General features: G+C 48.1%; 36 protein-coding genes. 23 read left to right on the top strand and 13 right to left on the bottom strand.

The features are described 5' to 3' along the window. Positions 1-3: 3 nt before the first annotated feature. The 13 genes from J1782_RS25070 to J1782_RS25010 all read right to left on the bottom strand — a co-directional run bounded on the left by J1782_RS25070 (position 4) and on the right by J1782_RS25010 (position 6,024). Positions 4-207 (bottom strand): hypothetical protein, encoded by a 204-nt coding sequence (locus J1782_RS25070; RefSeq protein ID WP_217154146.1) that lies wholly within the window; start codon positions 205-207, stop codon positions 4-6. Continuing rightward, on the bottom strand, positions 200-550 hold the full coding sequence (locus J1782_RS25065) for a phage protein NinX family protein (RefSeq protein WP_217154145.1): 351 nt from the start codon (positions 548-550) through the stop codon (positions 200-202). The genes J1782_RS25070 and J1782_RS25065 overlap by 8 nt, the downstream gene beginning before the upstream one ends. Beyond that, complete coding sequence (locus J1782_RS25060; RefSeq protein WP_217154144.1) at positions 547-978, bottom strand: hypothetical protein; 432 nt, start codon at positions 976-978, stop codon at positions 547-549. Before J1782_RS25060 ends, J1782_RS25065 begins: the two co-directional genes overlap by 4 nt. Continuing rightward, positions 978-1,523, bottom strand: a complete 546-nt coding sequence (locus J1782_RS25055) for a phage N-6-adenine-methyltransferase (RefSeq protein ID WP_217154196.1) — start codon at positions 1,521-1,523, stop codon at positions 978-980. Before J1782_RS25055 ends, J1782_RS25060 begins: the two co-directional genes overlap by 1 nt. Next, entirely contained in the window at positions 1,523-1,990 is a 468-nt protein-coding gene (locus tag J1782_RS25050; RefSeq protein WP_217154143.1) for a recombination protein NinB, read from the bottom strand. Before J1782_RS25050 ends, J1782_RS25055 begins: the two co-directional genes overlap by 1 nt. Next, positions 1,959-2,210 (bottom strand): hypothetical protein, encoded by a 252-nt coding sequence (locus J1782_RS25045; RefSeq protein WP_254303166.1) that lies wholly within the window; start codon positions 2,208-2,210, stop codon positions 1,959-1,961. The genes J1782_RS25050 and J1782_RS25045 overlap by 32 nt, the downstream gene beginning before the upstream one ends. Next, a complete protein-coding gene (locus tag J1782_RS25040) occupies positions 2,207-2,596 on the bottom strand; it encodes a DUF551 domain-containing protein (RefSeq protein ID WP_217154142.1) in 390 nt (129 codons plus the stop codon). Before J1782_RS25040 ends, J1782_RS25045 begins: the two co-directional genes overlap by 4 nt. Beyond that, complete coding sequence (locus J1782_RS25035) at positions 2,589-2,789, bottom strand: hypothetical protein (protein WP_217154141.1); 201 nt, start codon at positions 2,787-2,789, stop codon at positions 2,589-2,591. The genes J1782_RS25040 and J1782_RS25035 overlap by 8 nt, the downstream gene beginning before the upstream one ends. Further along, positions 2,786-3,016, bottom strand: coding sequence for a hypothetical protein (locus tag J1782_RS25030; protein ID WP_217154140.1), 231 nt, complete (start codon positions 3,014-3,016; stop codon positions 2,786-2,788). The genes J1782_RS25035 and J1782_RS25030 overlap by 4 nt, the downstream gene beginning before the upstream one ends. Further along, complete coding sequence (locus J1782_RS25025) at positions 3,016-4,362, bottom strand: replicative DNA helicase (protein ID WP_217154139.1); 1,347 nt, start codon at positions 4,360-4,362, stop codon at positions 3,016-3,018. The genes J1782_RS25030 and J1782_RS25025 overlap by 1 nt, the downstream gene beginning before the upstream one ends. A 1-nt stretch (position 4,363) precedes the next feature. Next, the gene (locus J1782_RS25020; RefSeq protein ID WP_254303165.1) at positions 4,364-5,224 is read right to left on the bottom strand and encodes a replication protein; all 861 of its coding nucleotides are present in this window, start codon (positions 5,222-5,224) and stop codon (positions 4,364-4,366) included. 171 nt (positions 5,225-5,395) lie between these two features. Next, positions 5,396-5,692: a CII family transcriptional regulator gene (locus J1782_RS25015; protein WP_217154138.1), complete on the bottom strand. Its 297-nt coding sequence runs from the start codon at positions 5,690-5,692 to the stop codon at positions 5,396-5,398. Between the two features lie 107 nt (positions 5,693-5,799). Then, complete coding sequence (locus J1782_RS25010; protein WP_217154137.1) at positions 5,800-6,024, bottom strand: helix-turn-helix domain-containing protein; 225 nt, start codon at positions 6,022-6,024, stop codon at positions 5,800-5,802. Positions 6,025-6,133: 109 nt separating this feature from the next. Between J1782_RS25010 and J1782_RS25005 the strand changes: the two genes are divergently transcribed. From J1782_RS25005 to J1782_RS24895, 23 genes are all read left to right on the top strand, one after another. After that, positions 6,134-6,814, top strand: coding sequence for a helix-turn-helix transcriptional regulator (locus J1782_RS25005; RefSeq protein ID WP_217154136.1), 681 nt, complete (start codon positions 6,134-6,136; stop codon positions 6,812-6,814). Between the two features lie 334 nt (positions 6,815-7,148). After that, a complete protein-coding gene (locus tag J1782_RS25000; protein ID WP_217154135.1) occupies positions 7,149-7,397 on the top strand; it encodes a hypothetical protein in 249 nt (82 codons plus the stop codon). Between the two features lie 11 nt (positions 7,398-7,408). Then, positions 7,409-7,669: a hypothetical protein gene (locus tag J1782_RS24995; RefSeq protein ID WP_217154134.1), complete on the top strand. Its 261-nt coding sequence runs from the start codon at positions 7,409-7,411 to the stop codon at positions 7,667-7,669. Positions 7,670-8,221: 552 nt separating this feature from the next. Next, entirely contained in the window at positions 8,222-8,551 is a 330-nt protein-coding gene (locus J1782_RS24990) for a hypothetical protein (protein WP_217154133.1), read from the top strand. A gap of 86 nt (positions 8,552-8,637) precedes the next feature. Further along, a complete protein-coding gene (locus J1782_RS24985) occupies positions 8,638-8,937 on the top strand; it encodes a regulator (RefSeq protein ID WP_217154132.1) in 300 nt (99 codons plus the stop codon). A gap of 63 nt (positions 8,938-9,000) precedes the next feature. Beyond that, complete coding sequence (locus tag J1782_RS24980) at positions 9,001-9,276, top strand: hypothetical protein (RefSeq protein ID WP_217154131.1); 276 nt, start codon at positions 9,001-9,003, stop codon at positions 9,274-9,276. 39 nt (positions 9,277-9,315) lie between these two features. Further along, positions 9,316-9,636, top strand: a complete 321-nt coding sequence (locus tag J1782_RS24975; RefSeq protein ID WP_217154130.1) for a hypothetical protein — start codon at positions 9,316-9,318, stop codon at positions 9,634-9,636. Between the two features lie 22 nt (positions 9,637-9,658). Continuing rightward, complete coding sequence (locus J1782_RS24970; protein ID WP_217154129.1) at positions 9,659-9,829, top strand: hypothetical protein; 171 nt, start codon at positions 9,659-9,661, stop codon at positions 9,827-9,829. Continuing rightward, positions 9,826-10,077: a DUF551 domain-containing protein gene (locus J1782_RS24965; RefSeq protein ID WP_217154128.1), complete on the top strand. Its 252-nt coding sequence runs from the start codon at positions 9,826-9,828 to the stop codon at positions 10,075-10,077. The genes J1782_RS24970 and J1782_RS24965 overlap by 4 nt, the downstream gene beginning before the upstream one ends. Positions 10,078-10,140: 63 nt before the next feature. Next, positions 10,141-10,296: a hypothetical protein gene (locus J1782_RS24960; RefSeq protein ID WP_217154127.1), complete on the top strand. Its 156-nt coding sequence runs from the start codon at positions 10,141-10,143 to the stop codon at positions 10,294-10,296. Beyond that, entirely contained in the window at positions 10,283-10,717 is a 435-nt protein-coding gene (locus J1782_RS26450; protein WP_254303164.1) for a hypothetical protein, read from the top strand. Before J1782_RS24960 ends, J1782_RS26450 begins: the two co-directional genes overlap by 14 nt. Before the next feature lie 88 nt (positions 10,718-10,805). Then, entirely contained in the window at positions 10,806-10,940 is a 135-nt protein-coding gene (locus J1782_RS24950) for a protease FtsH-inhibitory lysogeny factor CIII (protein WP_217154126.1), read from the top strand. Between the two features lie 121 nt (positions 10,941-11,061). Next, a complete protein-coding gene (locus J1782_RS24945) occupies positions 11,062-11,265 on the top strand; it encodes a hypothetical protein (protein WP_217154125.1) in 204 nt (67 codons plus the stop codon). Continuing rightward, positions 11,262-11,537 (top strand): hypothetical protein, encoded by a 276-nt coding sequence (locus J1782_RS24940; protein WP_217154124.1) that lies wholly within the window; start codon positions 11,262-11,264, stop codon positions 11,535-11,537. The genes J1782_RS24945 and J1782_RS24940 overlap by 4 nt, the downstream gene beginning before the upstream one ends. Continuing rightward, positions 11,534-12,463: a recombinase RecT gene (locus tag J1782_RS24935; RefSeq protein ID WP_217154123.1), complete on the top strand. Its 930-nt coding sequence runs from the start codon at positions 11,534-11,536 to the stop codon at positions 12,461-12,463. Before J1782_RS24940 ends, J1782_RS24935 begins: the two co-directional genes overlap by 4 nt. A gap of 234 nt (positions 12,464-12,697) precedes the next feature. After that, on the top strand, positions 12,698-13,378 hold the full coding sequence (locus J1782_RS24930) for a YqaJ viral recombinase family protein (protein WP_208950676.1): 681 nt from the start codon (positions 12,698-12,700) through the stop codon (positions 13,376-13,378). A gap of 3 nt (positions 13,379-13,381) precedes the next feature. Continuing rightward, a complete protein-coding gene (locus tag J1782_RS24925; protein ID WP_217154122.1) occupies positions 13,382-13,660 on the top strand; it encodes a hypothetical protein in 279 nt (92 codons plus the stop codon). Between the two features lie 21 nt (positions 13,661-13,681). Then, positions 13,682-14,212 (top strand): hypothetical protein, encoded by a 531-nt coding sequence (locus tag J1782_RS26445; protein ID WP_254303163.1) that lies wholly within the window; start codon positions 13,682-13,684, stop codon positions 14,210-14,212. Beyond that, a complete protein-coding gene (locus J1782_RS24915; protein ID WP_217154121.1) occupies positions 14,209-14,424 on the top strand; it encodes a hypothetical protein in 216 nt (71 codons plus the stop codon). Before J1782_RS26445 ends, J1782_RS24915 begins: the two co-directional genes overlap by 4 nt. Continuing rightward, positions 14,421-14,588 carry a hypothetical protein gene (locus J1782_RS24910; protein ID WP_217154120.1) on the top strand — a complete coding sequence of 56 codons (168 nt, stop codon included), beginning with the start codon at positions 14,421-14,423 and terminating at the stop codon, positions 14,586-14,588. The genes J1782_RS24915 and J1782_RS24910 overlap by 4 nt, the downstream gene beginning before the upstream one ends. After that, a complete protein-coding gene (locus J1782_RS24905; protein ID WP_217154119.1) occupies positions 14,581-15,333 on the top strand; it encodes a Dcm methylase in 753 nt (250 codons plus the stop codon). The genes J1782_RS24910 and J1782_RS24905 overlap by 8 nt, the downstream gene beginning before the upstream one ends. After that, on the top strand, positions 15,326-15,814 hold the full coding sequence (locus tag J1782_RS24900) for a hypothetical protein (RefSeq protein ID WP_217154118.1): 489 nt from the start codon (positions 15,326-15,328) through the stop codon (positions 15,812-15,814). The genes J1782_RS24905 and J1782_RS24900 overlap by 8 nt, the downstream gene beginning before the upstream one ends. Further along, on the top strand, positions 15,811-16,224 hold the full coding sequence (locus J1782_RS24895; protein ID WP_217154117.1) for a hypothetical protein: 414 nt from the start codon (positions 15,811-15,813) through the stop codon (positions 16,222-16,224). Before J1782_RS24900 ends, J1782_RS24895 begins: the two co-directional genes overlap by 4 nt. Positions 16,225-16,314 lie beyond the last annotated feature (90 nt).

Genomic DNA, 16,314 nt, shown 5'->3' with positions numbered 1-16,314 from the left:
GATTTATCTCCACATAGGGTTCTGCCAGACGTAACTCTGCCTTGGCTCGGATTTGTATTCGGGTAACAAAGCAGAGACGTACCAGCCTGTGTAATCGGCTGAGAGCTGCTTTTTCGTTTGGATGTTTCGGAGGGTGTACTGCTTGATGAGGTCTTCGGCTTGCTGGGTGGACATGATTTCGTGAGTGAACCATGTAGATTTAGCCATGGCCTTTCTCCGCTTCTTTCATCTTGAGGTAGACTTCCATAGCGGCGCGGAGTGGGTTTTTATTTTTTGCGATAAGACATTCAGCGCCGATTCGCTTCCCATTAATTACTGAAACCCTAGCTTGACCGAGAAGGCCGTGAGGAATCATGTCTGTAAATATATTGATTCCACTATTCAAAATGATCGGCCATGCGTCGGCTGGGTTGTTGCAGGGGTCGAAAATGACTATGTCACCAAATACCTCAATGACTTTTTTCTCTTCGTTTGGGTAATGCTTCAACCCTAAAGACCGATTGACAAGAAGGTTGATGTCATAGTCACTCATCGCTGAATAATCTTTCATGCCACTCTCCTTGCTGCCATTACCTGAAGCACAGGCAAAATGCGGAAGTTCTGTTTGCACTCTTCGAATACCGTGTTGATGCCAGCCGGTCGTTTTCTACTGAGGAATATCATCGTAGGGTTGTTGTTTGGCTTTCTTCTGCCAACGATAATCGGTGGCTTCGTCTTGGGCTTTGGTGGCTCAACCTGAGAAGCGTTGTATTCGTTCATGCGCTCTTCGCTAATCCAGTAACGAATATTTGATCCGTTGCCAGAGCGATAGAGTTCACCAAGCTGAATTATCTTGGTCAGCAGCTCTGCCGTAAACGTATCGCCAAGGCCAAGCTTGATTTGCACCTCTTTGCGACGAACGCCATTGTGCGCAGACACAAATTTCTTGATGGCTGCTTTTCTGGTTTCGAATAGCTCAATGCTGTCTTGAGTGTTCATTAGGCTGCCCTCTTAATCAGTCGTGACCCAAATGACAGGAGCACATCACGATCGATAGTTTTCATCTCGCAGTGAGTGCGAGGCCACGGATGCCAGATAATCAGCATCTGCCCTTTGTTGTTGCCTGATACCGGCTTGCCTGTTTCAGCACTCAGGAACGCAAGCCTGCCTCCTGTGATGAATCTCACTTCGTGGGCAGTAGAAATTGCTTCACGGAACCAGCCTACTGATGTGTCAGCATTGAGAAGCATCACGCAGCCAATGCCGTGCTTATGATTTTCCTCAGAGGCTTTCTTAACGAATGGGCTTACATCGCTGTATGGTGGGTTTAGCCAAACGTATCCAGGGATATCTGGCCTGACCCAGTTCCACGATGTTTCCAGCGTGTTCTGTTCTTCAGTAATGAAGTGGTGGCAAAGCGCGTTGGCCGAACTTGCTGCCGCATCAAGGTTGAAGCTGAACTCTGCATTGAGTGCGGAAAATAATTCCGGTGGGGTTCTCCAGCTGTCTTTGTGTTCGGCTGGTGTATTCGATTTATCTGTCATCATGCCACCTGCTTAAGTTTGTTTGATTCACCCCAACGATTTGCCCACTCGATGTTTAACTTGGACTCTTCACTGAATTTGACGCCATGTTCTGTGCCGAACCAGTAGATAGCCTCAATGACTTCAACCATCTGAGCTACGCGCATCTTGCTGGTACGCTGACCGAACATCACAACGCCGCCGCCGATGCCAGGAGCCGTGCGCTGTTCCTCCTTTTTGGTTTTTGCGACCAGAGCGGTGATTAAATCCTTCCAGTCTTCCTCGTCGTACTTCTGGTCGAACCAAATGACCTGCACAGAAAGGTCGTGCAGCAGAGGCCACATTTTTCGATTCTGAGAGAGGGTTCTTTTTGGAGGGGATACTTCAACTTCGAAAGGTTTTGACTGGTCTAGCTGGATGTTTTTGAGGTGGTCTATTAGGTTTCGCCGGATATCTTCACTTCGTAGGTAGAACGTTTGTTTGTCCACTTATCAGCTCTCCTCCAAATTTAGGGCTGGTCAGCACATAAAGCTCACCACAAGAAATCATCTTCATGGCTACACCAGCCATCCATCGGTGCCTTTCGTCAATTGGATTTAACTCGTGATACTCGCCATGATTATTTGCAAATAACCGTTCCTGAGCAGACATAAATTCAAGCCATTCAGGTGTGGCCGACCTCACCTTGCAGTAAACATTGGTCATCATTCACTCTCCGGTTTAGGGGCGGCGGGTAGTGGCATCCAGTGGGTGATGTTGTATTCAGGCTCATCAGTTAGTGTTCGATACCAGTTACCATCCCAATAAGCTTCTACCGCATACTCAAAGCTGGGTTGAGCATAGGCCCATACAGGTTCACTACTCGGCGGCATCCGCTCGCTGCACTTAATCCACCCATCCTGCTCTGTATGGGCTGGCTGTGGGGTGGTGCCATCTTGAAGATCAATTGCCGCCAGTAACTGCGAAATGATTTCATCGCATGTTTTAGCTTCTTTCATGAATGGGTTTTGCTGTCGCACTCGGCTTATCCATGCAGCGGCTTTTGTCAGTTGGATTTTCATTGGTGAGCTGAACTGCTCTAAATCGTTATTCATGGCTCAATTTCTCCTGTGGCTTTCTGTTGCAGAGGGCAAATCCAGTTGAATCAGACCACGCACAATCCCACTTCTCGCCCTTTGCCAGTGAAACCCCATCATCCATTCCGTAGAAATACCCGACTTTGTATCCAACCGCTAACATAGTAAAAAGAACAATTATTGCTATCACAGACTCTTTAAGCTCTTTCATTCCGTCTTCCCCTTAATTCTGATTCCGTGGGTTGTGATGGCCTCAATTACTTCTTTAGAATAGAAAGCTTTATCAGTTACTCGGTAATGCTCGGGAGGTAGATTAATCTCAATTGCCTCACGGGATGCCTGCCATACGCTATATCCCAGTGATTTATGAATGCTTAATCGAATCTCGTCTTGTTTAGGTTCCATCCACCACTTCTCAAATGCTGCCTTAGTGTCCATCACTCACCTCCCCGCCATGACTTATTGTCAGTCGGTTTCTTTGTGTTTTCCGCGTAACGCTTTGCAGCGTCTGCCTGATCGATATTGACGAAGTGACCACTCTTCCAGCCCATGTAAAACGTCTTTGGCTTGCCTGACCGGTATTTGCCCACGATGATTTCAGCGATGCCTTTCATATCGCTGCGCTCGTCGTAAACTTCATCTCGATAAGGGAAGATAATCACATCTGCATCCTGCTCAATGGAGCTGGAGTCCTTCAGGTCACTCAACCCGGGACGCTTATCAAGGCGTGACTCAACGCCGCGGTTAAGCTGGGATAGAAGGATTACGGGAACCTTGTTGCGAAGACAGAACTGCTTGAGCTTGCTGGTGATGTCCCCGATGGCGATGTCGTTACGCTCTGCCTTGGATTTCTTCATCAGGCCGAGGTAGTCAATCGTCAGGAAGCTTAGGCCGCCGTCCATGTTCATGCGCTCAGCGTGAGCGATGATTTCGTCTACCGTGAATGACCCGTCGATAACGTAGTTGTTTTCGTTCAGCAATGTACCGGTTGCCACGGTTAGCCTGTTGTATTGCTCATCCAGCATGTTTAGTGGGTTGCGCAGCGTACCAACTGACAAGCCAGCTCGGTCAGCAACGTGGCGTTCCACTACCTGCATGTCAGACATTTCCATCGAAACCATCAGCCCTTTTCCCTTCTGCTGGCCAATTGAGTTACCGATGTTGATCGCCAGTTCCGTCTTACCCATGCCTGGACGACCGGCTACGATGATCAGGTCTGTGCGGTCGAAACCACCGTACTCATCATCCATCGCATCAATGCCGGTTTTCAGGTACATGCCTGACTCAGCGCCTTTCATGCGTTTCTCCAGCACCTCCATGTAATCGTCCAGCATGTCGCCAATTCGCCGCGGTAAACGGTCATTGGTTTCAAACTGAAGCTTGGAAAGCATCCCAGACACTTCTGCCAGACGTTCACCCAAATCATGAGTGGACGCGCCGCGGAGTAAATCAGCTGCTTTGAGCAGTTCAGCCTCACCCTGTCGCAGCATCCAGCACTGGCGAACACGCTTAGCCCATGCCTTGATGTTTGCCGCAGAACGGCAGCGGGTAGCTACTTCAAGCACGAAATCTTTCGTCTCGGCAGGAACGCTGCTTTGCACGGTGAACATGTCTGTCGGCTCGGCTTTGCTCAGCAGGGCGACGATGACGGTGTACATACGGCGGAGGTGGAAGTTTTCAAAGGCTTCAGCAGGAAGTTTCCCAGCGATGTCTCGGCAGTCGATGTGGTCTCCTTTCACGATCATCGAACCTACGAGCAACTCCTCGAATTCATAACTTTCCATGTCAAACCTCCGAATTCAGGATTTCATCAATCTTGTCTTGGCGAAGCGCGGTCGCAATACCGAATACTTTGCCATCAGGATTGTTGCCCATAGCCCACGCGGTTGGCTGATAACCAAATTCGATGTATCCGTTGAACAGGGTATCCATGTCGGTGGGCTTTCTGCCGTTTTGAGTGCAATTCCTCAAATGGGCTTCGTAGAGATATTTAAGGGATTTCTCGGTAGTGGCAGAGACGCCGTTAATCTTCGGCAGTCCGTGCTTCTCGGCTTTGCAATTCCAGGTGTTTTTGAAACGTTCCCTGTCGAACTCAAGGGAGGGTTTTTTCTTCGACTTGGAAGGGGTTTTCTTCTCAGCCACTTCATCACTCCCCTCTGGGGATTTAGGGGTATTTTCTTTTTTCTTTTGATAAGTTTCTTTTGTGTTTAGCTGAGTTGGCGAATGGTCGTTAGCTACTTCGGCTAATGTTTTATTAGCTGACTTGGCTAATGTTTCGCTGACTTGGCTAATATTGAAATTCCAGTCAGAAACCACCTTGTTAATTCCAATCTGACTGCCAGAAGTGATGATGACGTTCATCGCAATCATCTCATTCTTAGCGGTACACACATGCGTGTGGTGAATGCCAGTCATCCCTGCTATCTGAGTGTTTGTGATCCGGTCTGTCTTCTTGCCGAAGCCGTATGTTTTGCGCATAACGGCTAACGCAACCTTGAGCTGTCGAGCCGTTAAATCAGCGCTCATAACCGCTTCTAAGAGTTCGTTAGCTATGCGTGTGTAACCATCATCGGTATCCGCCACGCGCCGCTCCATGACATCTGTAGATGTCGGTACTAGCTGTAAATGTCTAGCTGCGTTGCCCATTCTTCACCCCTGCTTTAGCCAGTCTGAAACAACCAATAAACCGTTCAGCGAACGGCTTGTTTGTGGCGGCTGCCATTAGGATTGGGTCGGGTGAGTCTGGATAACGCCGCTCCTCTTCTTGCTTGAGTTTTCTGCTCTTTTGCATATAATTACTCCTGTTGATTGATCCAGTTAAAAATCAATTGTTAGTTGAGAAGCCTCGTCTGTCACCGCAGTCGGGGCTTTTTGCTGTGTGAGCATCAGAGCTACTTGCTTAGCCAGCCTTGCAAGGTCATCGTCAACGACTCCCCACTCCAGAACTGCCAGTAACATGCTCATCCGCGGTATTAGTGATTCCTTCCAGCGTGACACCTGAGACTTGTCTACTCCGATGGCCTCAGCGACTTCTGTCACTCCTCGTAGTGCAATCTTGTTCAATAGCTGACTCTCGATGTTGCGAGCCTTGTTGCGGGTGTTTGTGACGTCCATTTGCGATACTTCCGTTGTGGTTAGTTAATACATAAGCAGTCCGTTAAGGCTGCCAGTTGGTTAAAGCCCTCGAATCAGGGCGGCTAGGTTTTTAAAGAGCGGTGGTTCTATGCTGCTTTCTTACTGGTAGTCCCGTACAACAACCACTGCGCTTTGCACTTCAAAACGCTGGCGATTTCAAGAAGATTGCGCGGGCGTTTTGTTTGTCCAGCTTCGAGTTGCTGGTATGACTGCTGACGGATGCCAGCTTTTTCAGCGACCTCAGCTTGGGTCATTCCAAGCTCGATTCGTCGCTGCTTTACACGTTGGGAAATGGTTTCATCTGTTTCCATACATCCTCCTACAGGTTTATCTGTATTGTCATACAGACAGACCTGTTTGTCAAATACAGGTTTTGCTGTGAGAATATTTGCGCTTGATTTTAACCACCAGGAGAAAAACATGAGCCTCGCACAGCGGGTAAAAGAAAGGCGTGAGGCGCTTGGGATCACGCAGACAGAATTGGCAGATAAGGTTGGAATAAAGCAGCAATCTATTGCTAGTATCGAGAATGGAGAGACGAAAAATACCAGAAAAATTTTCGAACTCGCTCAAGCATTAAAGTGTTCAGCCAGTTGGCTAAAGACCGGAATACAAGAGTCGAATGCTACAAAGCTTGAGGGCATATCTCTCTGGGATGAGGAAAGCATTGAAGAAGATGATGATGTTTTTCTCCCGTTCTTCAAAGAAGCACAACTTGCCGCAGGTGATGGCCGAGTGGTAGAGCTAGACTGTGACGGAAAAAAACTTAAGTTCTCATTGCGTAGCCTTAAAAATCTAGGTGTTAAGCCTGAGGAGGCGGCGTGTATGTCGGTTTGGGGTAATAGCATGGATCCGGTGCTACCCGACGGAGCTACAGTCGCAATTAATATGGGAAACACTGAAATCAAGGACGGTAAGATTTATGCACTTGATCACGAAGGAATGGCTCGCGTAAAAATAATGTACAGACTGCCCGGTGGAGGCATACGCTTAAGATCATTCAACACTGAAGAATACCCAGACGAAATTTATCTTGGTGAGGAAACGAACAAAATAAAAGTAGTAGGCGCTGTCTTCTGGTACGGCGTAACCATCAGATAAAGCAACACTATTAAACATAAACCCGCTTCGGCGGGTTTTTTGTTGCCTAAATAAAAATAAATTTCATACAAAAACAAGCAAATACAGGTATTTTCTATGAATATACAGTTTTACCTGTTTACAGGTTACAGGTTTGGTTGTACAGTTAGTCCATCAGCAAGGAGCTGGTGCAGTACGAAACGGAAGTCACGCTCTTTAACAATATGATTGCCCTGACACGAGGGCACCAAAGTGCAGTTGGCTTTGGAGATGACGCGAATTGCAGCTCACTGAAGCAACCAGAAGATAAGCATCTGGCACGTCATCCCTAAAGCCAATCCACTGGAGAATCACCATGAACTCAAGAGAGCGCCGCATTGCACGCTACAGAGCGAAATGTGCAGCAGAAGCAAACAAGGATATCACCCTTGAAAAGAACGTTGCTATAAGCCTCTCAGGCTGCTCAGCGAGAGTCTACAAAGCAACGATGAGTTTACCGTTGCGCAGTAAAGAACAGGCAAGCGCAGACAATATCTGCCTTCCAGATGTTGCAATCTTCAGCGCGGGATTCCGCAAGCCAACAGAAACAATTACAGCCAGATGAGGTGTTGATATATGGGAAAGGTCTTAGCTCCGATGTACAAAGTTACCTATCGGACAGCCAATCAGGTATCTCGCGTAAGTAACGAGCTAGCCGGTAGCTTTATGTATTTCGCTACGGCGCAGGACGCCATGGATACCGGCATGTTCTGTCAGAAGGTACTTATCTCGGTTTGGCCGGGAGACAAAGAAGAAAAGGAAGATTTTCTCGGCAAGCCATTCGCTTTCTTGCTAAGGGATCGAATGTCGCAAGATGAATTATCACTGGCTGCTTAGGTGGCCTTTTTTATGCCTGAAATTCATCGCCGCCGGTCATCGCAAGCCAACAGAAACGATTTCAGCTAGATAATCACGAATTTAACTGACAGGAGTTCTAATGCAGAAACTCTATCTCCTGTCTCTACTGCTAGCGTTATGGCTTTGGCGCAATGCAGGAACGAGCCGACACATCCTGGTAGTTGTTGGCATGGTCATCCGGCCTGAGCACTTAAGTGTGCAGAAGGCGCAGAATTTCAGATTCTGTGATTAGAGACATCAAAGCCAAAACATACGAGTCTGGAATTATCTTTTAAAAGCGGAGCATGACCGCAACGTGAACATGTCAACTGAGTCGGGAGGATTTATGTGAATGCGCAAATTTAAATCAAAATCCTAATAGGAATATTGCCTGGTCGTGTCACGAGACGTTAAGTGCTCTAAGTGACCATATAGCCCTGCGGAAGTGGGGCTTTATGAAGTTATCAAGGCTTTCACGAGAGTCTTTAGAAGTTCAATCATTCGCCGCCGGTCATCGCAAGCCAACAGAAACGATTACAGCGAGGTAACAGAATGAAAACTATGAACGATTGGCTGAATGAAGGCCGAAAAAACACCGGGTCTGAGTTTGTTTTGACCAGGCGAGTTACTTGCGCAGATGGTTATTCTGTAAGCATTCAGGCAAGCAGTGGACACTACTGCATCCCGCGTATTACTGAGCATCATGTCGGAAATTATAGTGCTTTTGAATTGGGTTTTCCGTCGTCAGCAGACACCCAGCTCATGCCATATGCAGAAGATGAAAGCGACCCGACAGAAACTGTATATGCGTACGTTCCCAGAGATATTCTAGAGCAAGTTATCGAATCGCACGGAGGAATAACCGGTTTCGAGGTCGCTTAGGCGGCCTTTTTTATTACCAAAAATCATTCGCGCCGGTCATCGCAGCGATAAATACGAGCATGCATATCACGTTATGAGAAGTTGAGATGAATGACATCGAGAAGATTGACGCAATGATTCGCCAGCTTCGCGAATTGAAATCAGGAATCAGCCGCATGTCAAAGCTTAGCGACAAGGACTATCGCGATTTAACACCGAAGCAGGCTCAGAAGATTTCAGCTGATAAAGACTGGATTGGCATGGACATGATTAAACGACGTCATGAGCTGCATGCGCTGGCTGTAGAGCTTGGTTTTGCTGAGCGCCGTGATAGCTACAACGTGATTGAGCTTCGCGATAACTGGCACGTATTCAATTACCAGCCACGCGAGCCAAACGCAGCTTAACATTCAGTAGTCATCTTAAAGTTGACTACTCACTTAAACAGTAACTGCACTATGAGGTAAGAGATGACGCTTGACCAAGTAATGGCAGCAAGTGAGTTACCCAGAATGTACCGAGTTATTGAGGTTGAGCTTGATGTGGTGCGCAATGGCATTGGATCTGGCGGTGGTGTTATTTACGACATCGACAGGCTCGAAAAAAGAAATATTCGGCGCGTTCGTGACGCCACTGGTTGGAAATGGCAACTCGTGCGTCGGGATAAGCACCAAGAGGTTTGGGATTACTTCTTTCATCAGGATAGGGAAAGCCTGAATGAATTCAATTTCTGGGAGCTTCGATAACCCCCACCCCGCATCACATAACTAACTGAGACTACCGATATGAGTAAGCAGATTTCACAATTTAAGCCTGACGATGTGGTGTATGTCGTCAAGCTGGGCGTTCAGTTTCCTGAGTTCTACAAAGGAACAGTGGAGAAAGTTACAGCAGCACAGATTCAAATTAAGCGCTCTGGCTCATACGTTAGACCTGAGCGACCTTCAGTCTGCAAATTTTATGATAATTACCCTGTCGCAAGGGCTGAGTTTATTAGGGAAAAGCTTCAGGCAGACATTGACCAAAATGAAAAGCAGATTCAGACCCTGAAAAACAAAATCAAGCAGCTACAAGAAGCCACTGACCTTCCAGACAGTTTCTACTAAACACCCTACCGGAGTCATCCCCATGAAGCTTGTAAACACTTTAACCGGTGAGCGTCTTTGCGTCGTAAGGATGGCTAACGGCTACGAATATGTACTTAAAAACAAAGCAGAACGCTCATCTGTTCGAATGAGTCATGAGCAGTATGAGAGGTTCTTGCGCAAACCTGAAATTAAGGTTGAGGAGGAAGTATGAGCGAGTGGATTAAGTGCAGCGATCGAATTCCAGAATCAGAAGATAACTCAGTTCTGGTTTATTCGGCGAGCGGTACGCCTGACGGTAAAGGATTTCCTGCTGGCGGCTACGATATGGTTCACATTCAAGACTATTTTGACGACATAACAAATGGACTGGATCAGGGGGGTAATCAACTTTACACAAAGCGGTACTTATCACAGGGCATAACGCACTGGATGCCTTACCCGGAACTGCCAACAAAATAAATCTGCGAGCCAATTCAAACGAGATGGCTTGTTCGCATAAACCTGAAATAAAGGAAATTGACCATGACAGTTAAAGCAGAAGTATCAGAAGAAGAAATTGAAGAATCGAAGCGAATAGTTGCTGAGTTTGAACAACTTCAGGTTGATGGGCACACATTCACCGCTGATGAAATTTACGATTGGACTTGCCACCAAAAAATAGTCGATGGCGACTACTAATATGAGCCCCTTCCTGCTGCGCATTCACAGAGTGCGCATCGTGATAAGCGCCCCTTATCAACCTTCATGCTGTGAACCACTTCGCCCTGTCACCCCGCAGGGCTTTTTTATAACTGGAGTAAATATGGCCTTGCACCTACAGATTGAAATGCCAGACGGCAGCAAATGGGCTGTGCCTGTCGAAGTTATCGCAATGAACAGGGCTGTCTACTATGCCAAGCATGACGGCATAACCATTGAAGAAAGCCTTGAAAATGACACCCGCCCACTCTTTGCTGGAAGCCCATATGACATTGAAGACTGGGCAGCAAATAACATGAACTGGGAAGACGTAGAGCACCTCGCGGTATGTGTAAGCAAGGGGGAAGCGGATTATCAGGAAGGTTGGGTAAACGGACAAAAAGAAGTGATCGAAATATAAGCCTCCTCGCGAGGCTTTTTTAATGGATGCAAAAGCCAGTTCAAGAGCTGGCTTCTTCATCACTTAAATCAACTAAACGGAGTATCCCATGCATACCTTTTGTATAGCAGGGTGGCCTTGCGTGGGCTGCTCTGAATCACTGTTAGACCGCATTTGTCGCAATGCCAAGAACGCTGCAAAGCGCTTCATTGAAATCCTAAACCAACCGGGCAACCCGCTATGAGATTTCAAATCATCGGCACCCTGCTTCACATCCTCATAGACGGCAGCGAACAGTCGTTTCCGAATAACCCGCTCGGCTACAAGTTGATGGCTCGGGCGTTCTGCAAGAGTAAGGGGCTCGTATGAATATCACCTTTGAATGCGCCGACGTGAAGATTTCCAGTGGCACCATGGGGCGAGGCGTAAAGCTTGAGGTTGAAGGTGCTGAGCTGCACTACGCACTCCCTGACAAAGAAATGCTCGCCTTTATGGATGAGGCAAACATTCGCGAGTTCATGGAGTCGCGCGGGTATCTGGTGTTGATGAAACAGGAGGACGCAGCATGAGATACAGCAGCTACGACTACATCAGAGACCAGCAGGAAGATTTGGACGCTGCAATCGAACGGGTGGAAGAAGACCTTCGCCAGCGCACGATGAAGATTGCAGAAACCTATCCTGAAACACCTCTCGAATTTGCAGACAAATCAAAACTCACAGCTCAGCAGATTCACGCGCTGGACAATGAATGGGCTCAGGACGAGTACGCAAAGTTCATTGATGCAATCAGCGGCCACGAGGCTCACGGAAGAATATCGAAAATGGAGAGCGCAGCATGAACCAGCAATTGGTTGAGCAAGTCTTTAACATCGTTAACCCACTCAGGGCTGAGTTCGAACAGGTTTGCTCTGAGCCCAGCCTGACCTTTAAACGTGAGTCAGAGTTTGCGATGCAGATATTCGCAAATAATGACTATCTGGCAGGTGTGGCAGCAAAGAATAGCGTATCGACCCGCAGCGCGATAATGAACGTTGCAGCGATTGGTATTTCTCTAAACCCAGCCCAAAAGCTCGCGTATTTAGTGCCACGGAAAGGCGCTATCTGTCTGGACATCAGCTACATGGGTTTGATGCACATTGCCCAGCAGTCAGGTGCAATCAAATGGTGCCAGTCAGCGATTGTCAGGAAGAACGACCGTTTCATGCGTACCAGCATTGACCGACCGCCAACGCATGAATTCAACGAGTTCGACACCATTGAGCAGCGCGGTGAAGTGGTAGGAGCTTACACGGTAGTTAAAACGGATGAAGGCGACTACCTGACGCACACCATGCGAGCTGAAGATATCTTCTCAATTCGCGACCGGTCAGAAGCATGGAAGAAATACCTAACCGATAACACTAAGCGCTGCCCTTGGGTCACTGATGAAGAGCAGATGATCCTGAAGACAGTCGTGAAACAGGCCACCAAATACTGGCCTCGCCGTGAGCGTCTCGATGCGGCTGTTGATTACGTGAATACCGAAGGAGGAGAAGGCATCAACTTTAGCCAGGAACGCGGGCAGGAAAAGGATATATCACCCTCCACCGACGACACCATTCAGGCGATTAATGAATTGCTCCTGCAAATGGATAAAACATGGGATGCAGACTTGCTCCCTATTTGCTCGCAGATATTCAAACGCCCTATCTCATCACCGGATCAACTCACCGAACCTGAAGCACTGAAGGTGGTGGACTTCCTGAAGAAGAAGGCAGCCGCATGACACGGTCAATGAAGTTGGTTTATGAAGCAATAAAGTCAGGCCAAAGGAATGGCAACCTTATCACGGTTACCTATAAGGAAATAGCTCGTGAAACTGGGCTTCAGATAACCATGGTTAGCAGCTGCATCCGCTTGTTGGTTCGGGATTCATACATCGAGAGAATAAATAATTTCTCTGAATCAGGCGGGGCGAAAACCAACAGTTACAAAATACGCAAATCCATAGAGGTTTGACATGACACCAGAAATCATCTTGCAGCGGACAGGGATTGACGTCCGCACCACGCAGCAGGGAAGCATTGACTGGCTACGACTAAGACTAGGCGTCATTACGGCATCGGAAGCCGGAAAGGTCATCTCAAAGCCACGCAGCGGCACCAAGTGGACAGATACCAAGCTCACTTACTTCTACACGTTGTTAGGTGAGGTTTGCACAGGGAATGTGGTTGAGGTAAATGCAAAGCCTCTGGCGTGGGGGAAAGAATACGAAGCATCAGCAAGGTCGCTGTTTGAGTTTACCACTGATGTGAAAGTTACCGATGTGCCGATCATCTTCAAAGACGAAACACTTCGCTGTGCCTGCTCACCTGATGGTGATTGTAGCGACGGGAAAGGCTTGGAATTGAAGAGCCCGTACACCAGCGCAGTGTTTATGAAGTTCAGACTGGGTGGTTTTGACGCCATCAAGGCAGAGTACATGGCACAGATTCAGTACAGCCTCTGGGTCACCGGTAAGGATGCCTGGTACTTCGCAAACTACGACCCGCGCATGAAGCGTGAAGGCCTGCATCACGTTGTGGTCGAGCGCGACCAGAAGTTCATGGATGAATTTGACGAGATGGTGCCGGAGTTCATCAGCAAAATGGATGAAGCACTTGCTGAGATTGGGTTTGAGTTCGGAGAGCAATGGAGGTGACCCGTGGCCTACAAATTCTGGCTCACAACAGAGATTAAATTCCTCAGCAAAAACATCAAAACAATGCCGCTTCCTGAGTTAGCAAAGCATCTGAACAGGACAGAGGAAGGGGTAATCAGAAAGGCTTACGAACTTGGCATTCAGCCTACTCAGCCGATGAATCGATGGTCAGCGGAAGACCTGCATATCGCCCAGACACTCCCGCCCGAAGAAGCAGCCGCCCAAACAGGCCGCACTCTGCAATCTATACGCATGAAGCTAAGTCGGCTTAAGGCCGCATAACCCTCTTTCAAGGAACACATTATGAGTGAAGTGAAAACACACAACTGTGATTGCGGCTTCTCATGGGTACACGGCATGAGTGGACATCACTATTGTGGAGAGTATTACCGGCAACAAATACAGGAACTGTTGCGTGAAAATCTTGAGCTGAAGCTGTCGCAAGATAACGTTACCGCAGCACTCGGCATCAAAGGTGAAGGCGCACACAGCAAGCTGGTCATTGAGTACGTGCATGGGCTGGTGGCTGAAAATGCTGCGCTGAAGGAATTAATCGAGCAACACGCAGCCGGATTCGTTGTCTGCGAAAATTGCTCTCACGAAGAGCCTTGCGAGACGGACGATATTGTAGCGCTGTACCGTTCAACTGAAACGCCAGCCACCGACGCATTCACCGCAGAACTCCGCGCACAGGGTGTGGATGAGTTCACTACCAGGCTGGGCGCTAAAGCAGCAATTCTTTCCACTTCCAGCAACGTCTACAAAGTCCTGAAAAGCATAATTTTCAGTGGCGTTGAGTTCGCCGCCAATCTGCGCGCTGGGAGGAAGGGATGATTAAGCCAGTTTATGGAATCGGCGGCCCATTAACAGATGCAAACTTCAACATCATGAAGATGAGCAAAAAACAAGTGCAGGCATTGGCTGACAAGAAAGCAAAGAAAACTATTAAGGATGGTCTGTCTGATTTTGCGAGAGGTTTTGTATTTGATGCTGGCGATTATTATCGGATTTCAGTTTGCGTAACAAATCCAGGATCAACATCATGAGTAACGCACCCACAGCAACCCTGTTTTGCAACAGTAAAAAATCAGAGCGAGCGAAGATTGCCGAGTACGAAGCGAAAGGCTACGTAGTCGATGAGTCCAGCCTCATTAATCGCAAATTTGGTGACGGAATCGTGATGAAACTGAAGGAGCAACCTCATGACTGACACAACCAAGAAGGCCATCTTCCTCTACGACTTCACCGGCCTGATGGCACAACCGTGGATTGATGCAGGTTATGAGTGCTGGCTGTTCGATGGTCAGCATGAGCCAGGCGTTAAGCGTGAGGGCAATCTTCTTAAGGTGGGCATGTGGTTCCATCATGACCAGATTCATCAGCACGCGGTGGATATTGCCGAGATGGTTGGTGGTGGAGTTCGGATTGTCGTCGGCTTTCCTGAATGTACCTACCTTACCACGACGGGAGCAAGGTGGCTTTATCACCCCGATGATAAGCATCTGCCATTTAAGGAACGCAGGCCGCACCCAATGCACCCAGACCGAAGGGTTAAGCAGAAGCAGGCTGTTGAGTTATTTAAGTTGCCGAAAGCGGTTGCGGATTTAATTGGATGCCCGTTTGCATCAGAAAATCCAGCGGTGAACGTGCTTAATACTCAATACGCCAGGCCGGAATATAAATTTAATCCGTGGGAATACGGCGGGTACCTGCCAGAGGACGACGTGCATCCCACGTATCCCGATTACATTAACGCCCGCGATGCGTACCCAAAAAACACAGGCATATGGTGCGGGAACGGATTTGTGATGCCGGATAGGAAGCCAGTTTATTGCGACCCTGGATATTCAAAGCAATATGAACGCCTGGGGGGCAAGTCACTGAAAACAAAGAACATCCGCAGCGCAACTCCGCGCGGGTTCGCAATCGCTGTATATGAGGCTAATCATGACTGACAAAACAGATATCAAGGCGCTGCGTGATATGTTTGAAAACCTCACCGCTCGGCAGGAAAAGTGCAGCTTGTTTTATATACAGTCGCTTCGCATTACGTCAGGCGGCTACGCTAACGAGAAGATTGACGACATGTGGTTAGGATTTAAACTTGCGGCATCCCCAGAAGGTGGCCGCACAGTTGGCGAACTGGCTATTGAAAGCAATAGACTATTTGACGAAAACAAGCAGTTGCGCGAACAGCTCGAAGCAGAACGCCAGCGGGCTGCCGGTTCAGAGGAAGAGCTGCATAAGGCATTGCATCGCGAGAAAGCAGCGGAACGCAAATTGCTTGCGGCTCGGGAGGAAATTGCAAAGCTGAAAGCCAAACTGGCTAATCCCGTGGCGCTGCCTAATAGGCGTGATTCAGACCCGGCAATCCTGACATATACAGACGCTATTAAAGCAATCAACGCAGCCGGTTTTACGGTTAAGGTGGAATGATGAAACAACTGAGCATTGAAGAACTGAAAAAGATGCGCAAGCATTCCGCCTCTTTGTGCCATGACAGCTATGTTTCAGCACTCGACGAACTGATCGCCATCCGTGAGCTGAAAGGCGATCAGGTGCCGGTGGCTTGGGTTAGCGCGAGTGATGCAAGGGCTATTTCTCAGTACAGCAATAAAAACAATCTTTGTTATGAGTCATGCCTATGGTTTATGAAAAGATTTGACAGCGATGTGCCGTTATTCACTGCCCCGCAAAAGCCGGTCGTGTTGCCGAGTAAAATAAGCATGGGGTTTAAACAGTTGGCTGAGATTTATGATTGCGAACCTGCTCAAGCGCAATTCATTGCAGTTGGATGGAATGCAGCAATTAAAGCCGCTGGCGGCATCGTGAAGGATGGCGAGTGATATGGAATACCTTTCCGAAATCAGTGGTGGAACATGGTGCATCATCGGTCTTCTCGTTTTACTCGTTATTCAATGGTGGAATAAATAGCC

This window comes from Rahnella sp. BCC 1045 (genome assembly GCF_019049615.1).
Lineage (GTDB): Bacteria > Pseudomonadota > Gammaproteobacteria > Enterobacterales > Enterobacteriaceae > Rahnella > Rahnella contaminans.
Note: the sequence above shows the minus strand (reverse complement) of the source record. Positions and strands in the feature narration are given on the sequence as shown.

What these genes read in the sequence shown, in the direction of transcription:
- J1782_RS24990 (WP_217154133.1), top strand. Translation starts at nt 8,222, where the DNA reads ATGAAAACTATGAACGATTGGCTGAATGAAGGCCGAAAAAACACCGGG.
- J1782_RS24910 (WP_217154120.1), top strand. Translation starts at nt 14,421, where the DNA reads ATGAGTAACGCACCCACAGCAACCCTGTTTTGCAACAGTAAAAAATCA.
- J1782_RS24940 (WP_217154124.1), top strand. Translation starts at nt 11,262, where the DNA reads ATGAGATACAGCAGCTACGACTACATCAGAGACCAGCAGGAAGATTTG.
- J1782_RS24895 (WP_217154117.1), top strand. Translation starts at nt 15,811, where the DNA reads ATGATGAAACAACTGAGCATTGAAGAACTGAAAAAGATGCGCAAGCAT.
- J1782_RS25055 (WP_217154196.1), bottom strand. Translation starts at nt 1,523, where the DNA reads ATGACAGATAAATCGAATACACCAGCCGAACACAAAGACAGCTGGAGA.
- J1782_RS24995 (WP_217154134.1), top strand. Translation starts at nt 7,409, where the DNA reads ATGGGAAAGGTCTTAGCTCCGATGTACAAAGTTACCTATCGGACAGCC.
- J1782_RS25040 (WP_217154142.1), bottom strand. Translation starts at nt 2,596, where the DNA reads ATGAATAACGATTTAGAGCAGTTCAGCTCACCAATGAAAATCCAACTG.
- J1782_RS24945 (WP_217154125.1), top strand. Translation starts at nt 11,062, where the DNA reads ATGAATATCACCTTTGAATGCGCCGACGTGAAGATTTCCAGTGGCACC.
- J1782_RS24905 (WP_217154119.1), top strand. Translation starts at nt 14,581, where the DNA reads ATGACTGACACAACCAAGAAGGCCATCTTCCTCTACGACTTCACCGGC.
- J1782_RS25020 (WP_254303165.1), bottom strand. Translation starts at nt 5,224, where the DNA reads ATGGGCAACGCAGCTAGACATTTACAGCTAGTACCGACATCTACAGAT.
- J1782_RS25060 (WP_217154144.1), bottom strand. Translation starts at nt 978, where the DNA reads ATGAACACTCAAGACAGCATTGAGCTATTCGAAACCAGAAAAGCAGCC.
- J1782_RS25015 (WP_217154138.1), bottom strand. Translation starts at nt 5,692, where the DNA reads ATGGACGTCACAAACACCCGCAACAAGGCTCGCAACATCGAGAGTCAG.
- J1782_RS24965 (WP_217154128.1), top strand. Translation starts at nt 9,826, where the DNA reads ATGAGCGAGTGGATTAAGTGCAGCGATCGAATTCCAGAATCAGAAGAT.
- J1782_RS25035 (WP_217154141.1), bottom strand. Translation starts at nt 2,789, where the DNA reads ATGAAAGAGCTTAAAGAGTCTGTGATAGCAATAATTGTTCTTTTTACT.
- J1782_RS25005 (WP_217154136.1), top strand. Translation starts at nt 6,134, where the DNA reads ATGAGCCTCGCACAGCGGGTAAAAGAAAGGCGTGAGGCGCTTGGGATC.
- J1782_RS24970 (WP_217154129.1), top strand. Translation starts at nt 9,659, where the DNA reads ATGAAGCTTGTAAACACTTTAACCGGTGAGCGTCTTTGCGTCGTAAGG.
- J1782_RS25070 (WP_217154146.1), bottom strand. Translation starts at nt 207, where the DNA reads ATGGCTAAATCTACATGGTTCACTCACGAAATCATGTCCACCCAGCAA.
- J1782_RS26450 (WP_254303164.1), top strand. Translation starts at nt 10,283, where the DNA reads ATGGCGACTACTAATATGAGCCCCTTCCTGCTGCGCATTCACAGAGTG.
- J1782_RS24915 (WP_217154121.1), top strand. Translation starts at nt 14,209, where the DNA reads ATGATTAAGCCAGTTTATGGAATCGGCGGCCCATTAACAGATGCAAAC.
- J1782_RS25065 (WP_217154145.1), bottom strand. Translation starts at nt 550, where the DNA reads ATGAAAGATTATTCAGCGATGAGTGACTATGACATCAACCTTCTTGTC.
- J1782_RS24950 (WP_217154126.1), top strand. Translation starts at nt 10,806, where the DNA reads ATGCATACCTTTTGTATAGCAGGGTGGCCTTGCGTGGGCTGCTCTGAA.
- J1782_RS26445 (WP_254303163.1), top strand. Translation starts at nt 13,682, where the DNA reads ATGAGTGAAGTGAAAACACACAACTGTGATTGCGGCTTCTCATGGGTA.
- J1782_RS24930 (WP_208950676.1), top strand. Translation starts at nt 12,698, where the DNA reads ATGACACCAGAAATCATCTTGCAGCGGACAGGGATTGACGTCCGCACC.
- J1782_RS24935 (WP_217154123.1), top strand. Translation starts at nt 11,534, where the DNA reads ATGAACCAGCAATTGGTTGAGCAAGTCTTTAACATCGTTAACCCACTC.
- J1782_RS24960 (WP_217154127.1), top strand. Translation starts at nt 10,141, where the DNA reads ATGACAGTTAAAGCAGAAGTATCAGAAGAAGAAATTGAAGAATCGAAG.
- J1782_RS24975 (WP_217154130.1), top strand. Translation starts at nt 9,316, where the DNA reads ATGAGTAAGCAGATTTCACAATTTAAGCCTGACGATGTGGTGTATGTC.
- J1782_RS25045 (WP_254303166.1), bottom strand. Translation starts at nt 2,210, where the DNA reads ATGATGACCAATGTTTACTGCAAGGTGAGGTCGGCCACACCTGAATGG.
- J1782_RS24980 (WP_217154131.1), top strand. Translation starts at nt 9,001, where the DNA reads ATGACGCTTGACCAAGTAATGGCAGCAAGTGAGTTACCCAGAATGTAC.
- J1782_RS24985 (WP_217154132.1), top strand. Translation starts at nt 8,638, where the DNA reads ATGAATGACATCGAGAAGATTGACGCAATGATTCGCCAGCTTCGCGAA.
- J1782_RS25030 (WP_217154140.1), bottom strand. Translation starts at nt 3,016, where the DNA reads ATGGACACTAAGGCAGCATTTGAGAAGTGGTGGATGGAACCTAAACAA.
- J1782_RS25010 (WP_217154137.1), bottom strand. Translation starts at nt 6,024, where the DNA reads ATGGAAACAGATGAAACCATTTCCCAACGTGTAAAGCAGCGACGAATC.
- J1782_RS25025 (WP_217154139.1), bottom strand. Translation starts at nt 4,362, where the DNA reads ATGGAAAGTTATGAATTCGAGGAGTTGCTCGTAGGTTCGATGATCGTG.
- J1782_RS24900 (WP_217154118.1), top strand. Translation starts at nt 15,326, where the DNA reads ATGACTGACAAAACAGATATCAAGGCGCTGCGTGATATGTTTGAAAAC.
- J1782_RS25000 (WP_217154135.1), top strand. Translation starts at nt 7,149, where the DNA reads ATGAACTCAAGAGAGCGCCGCATTGCACGCTACAGAGCGAAATGTGCA.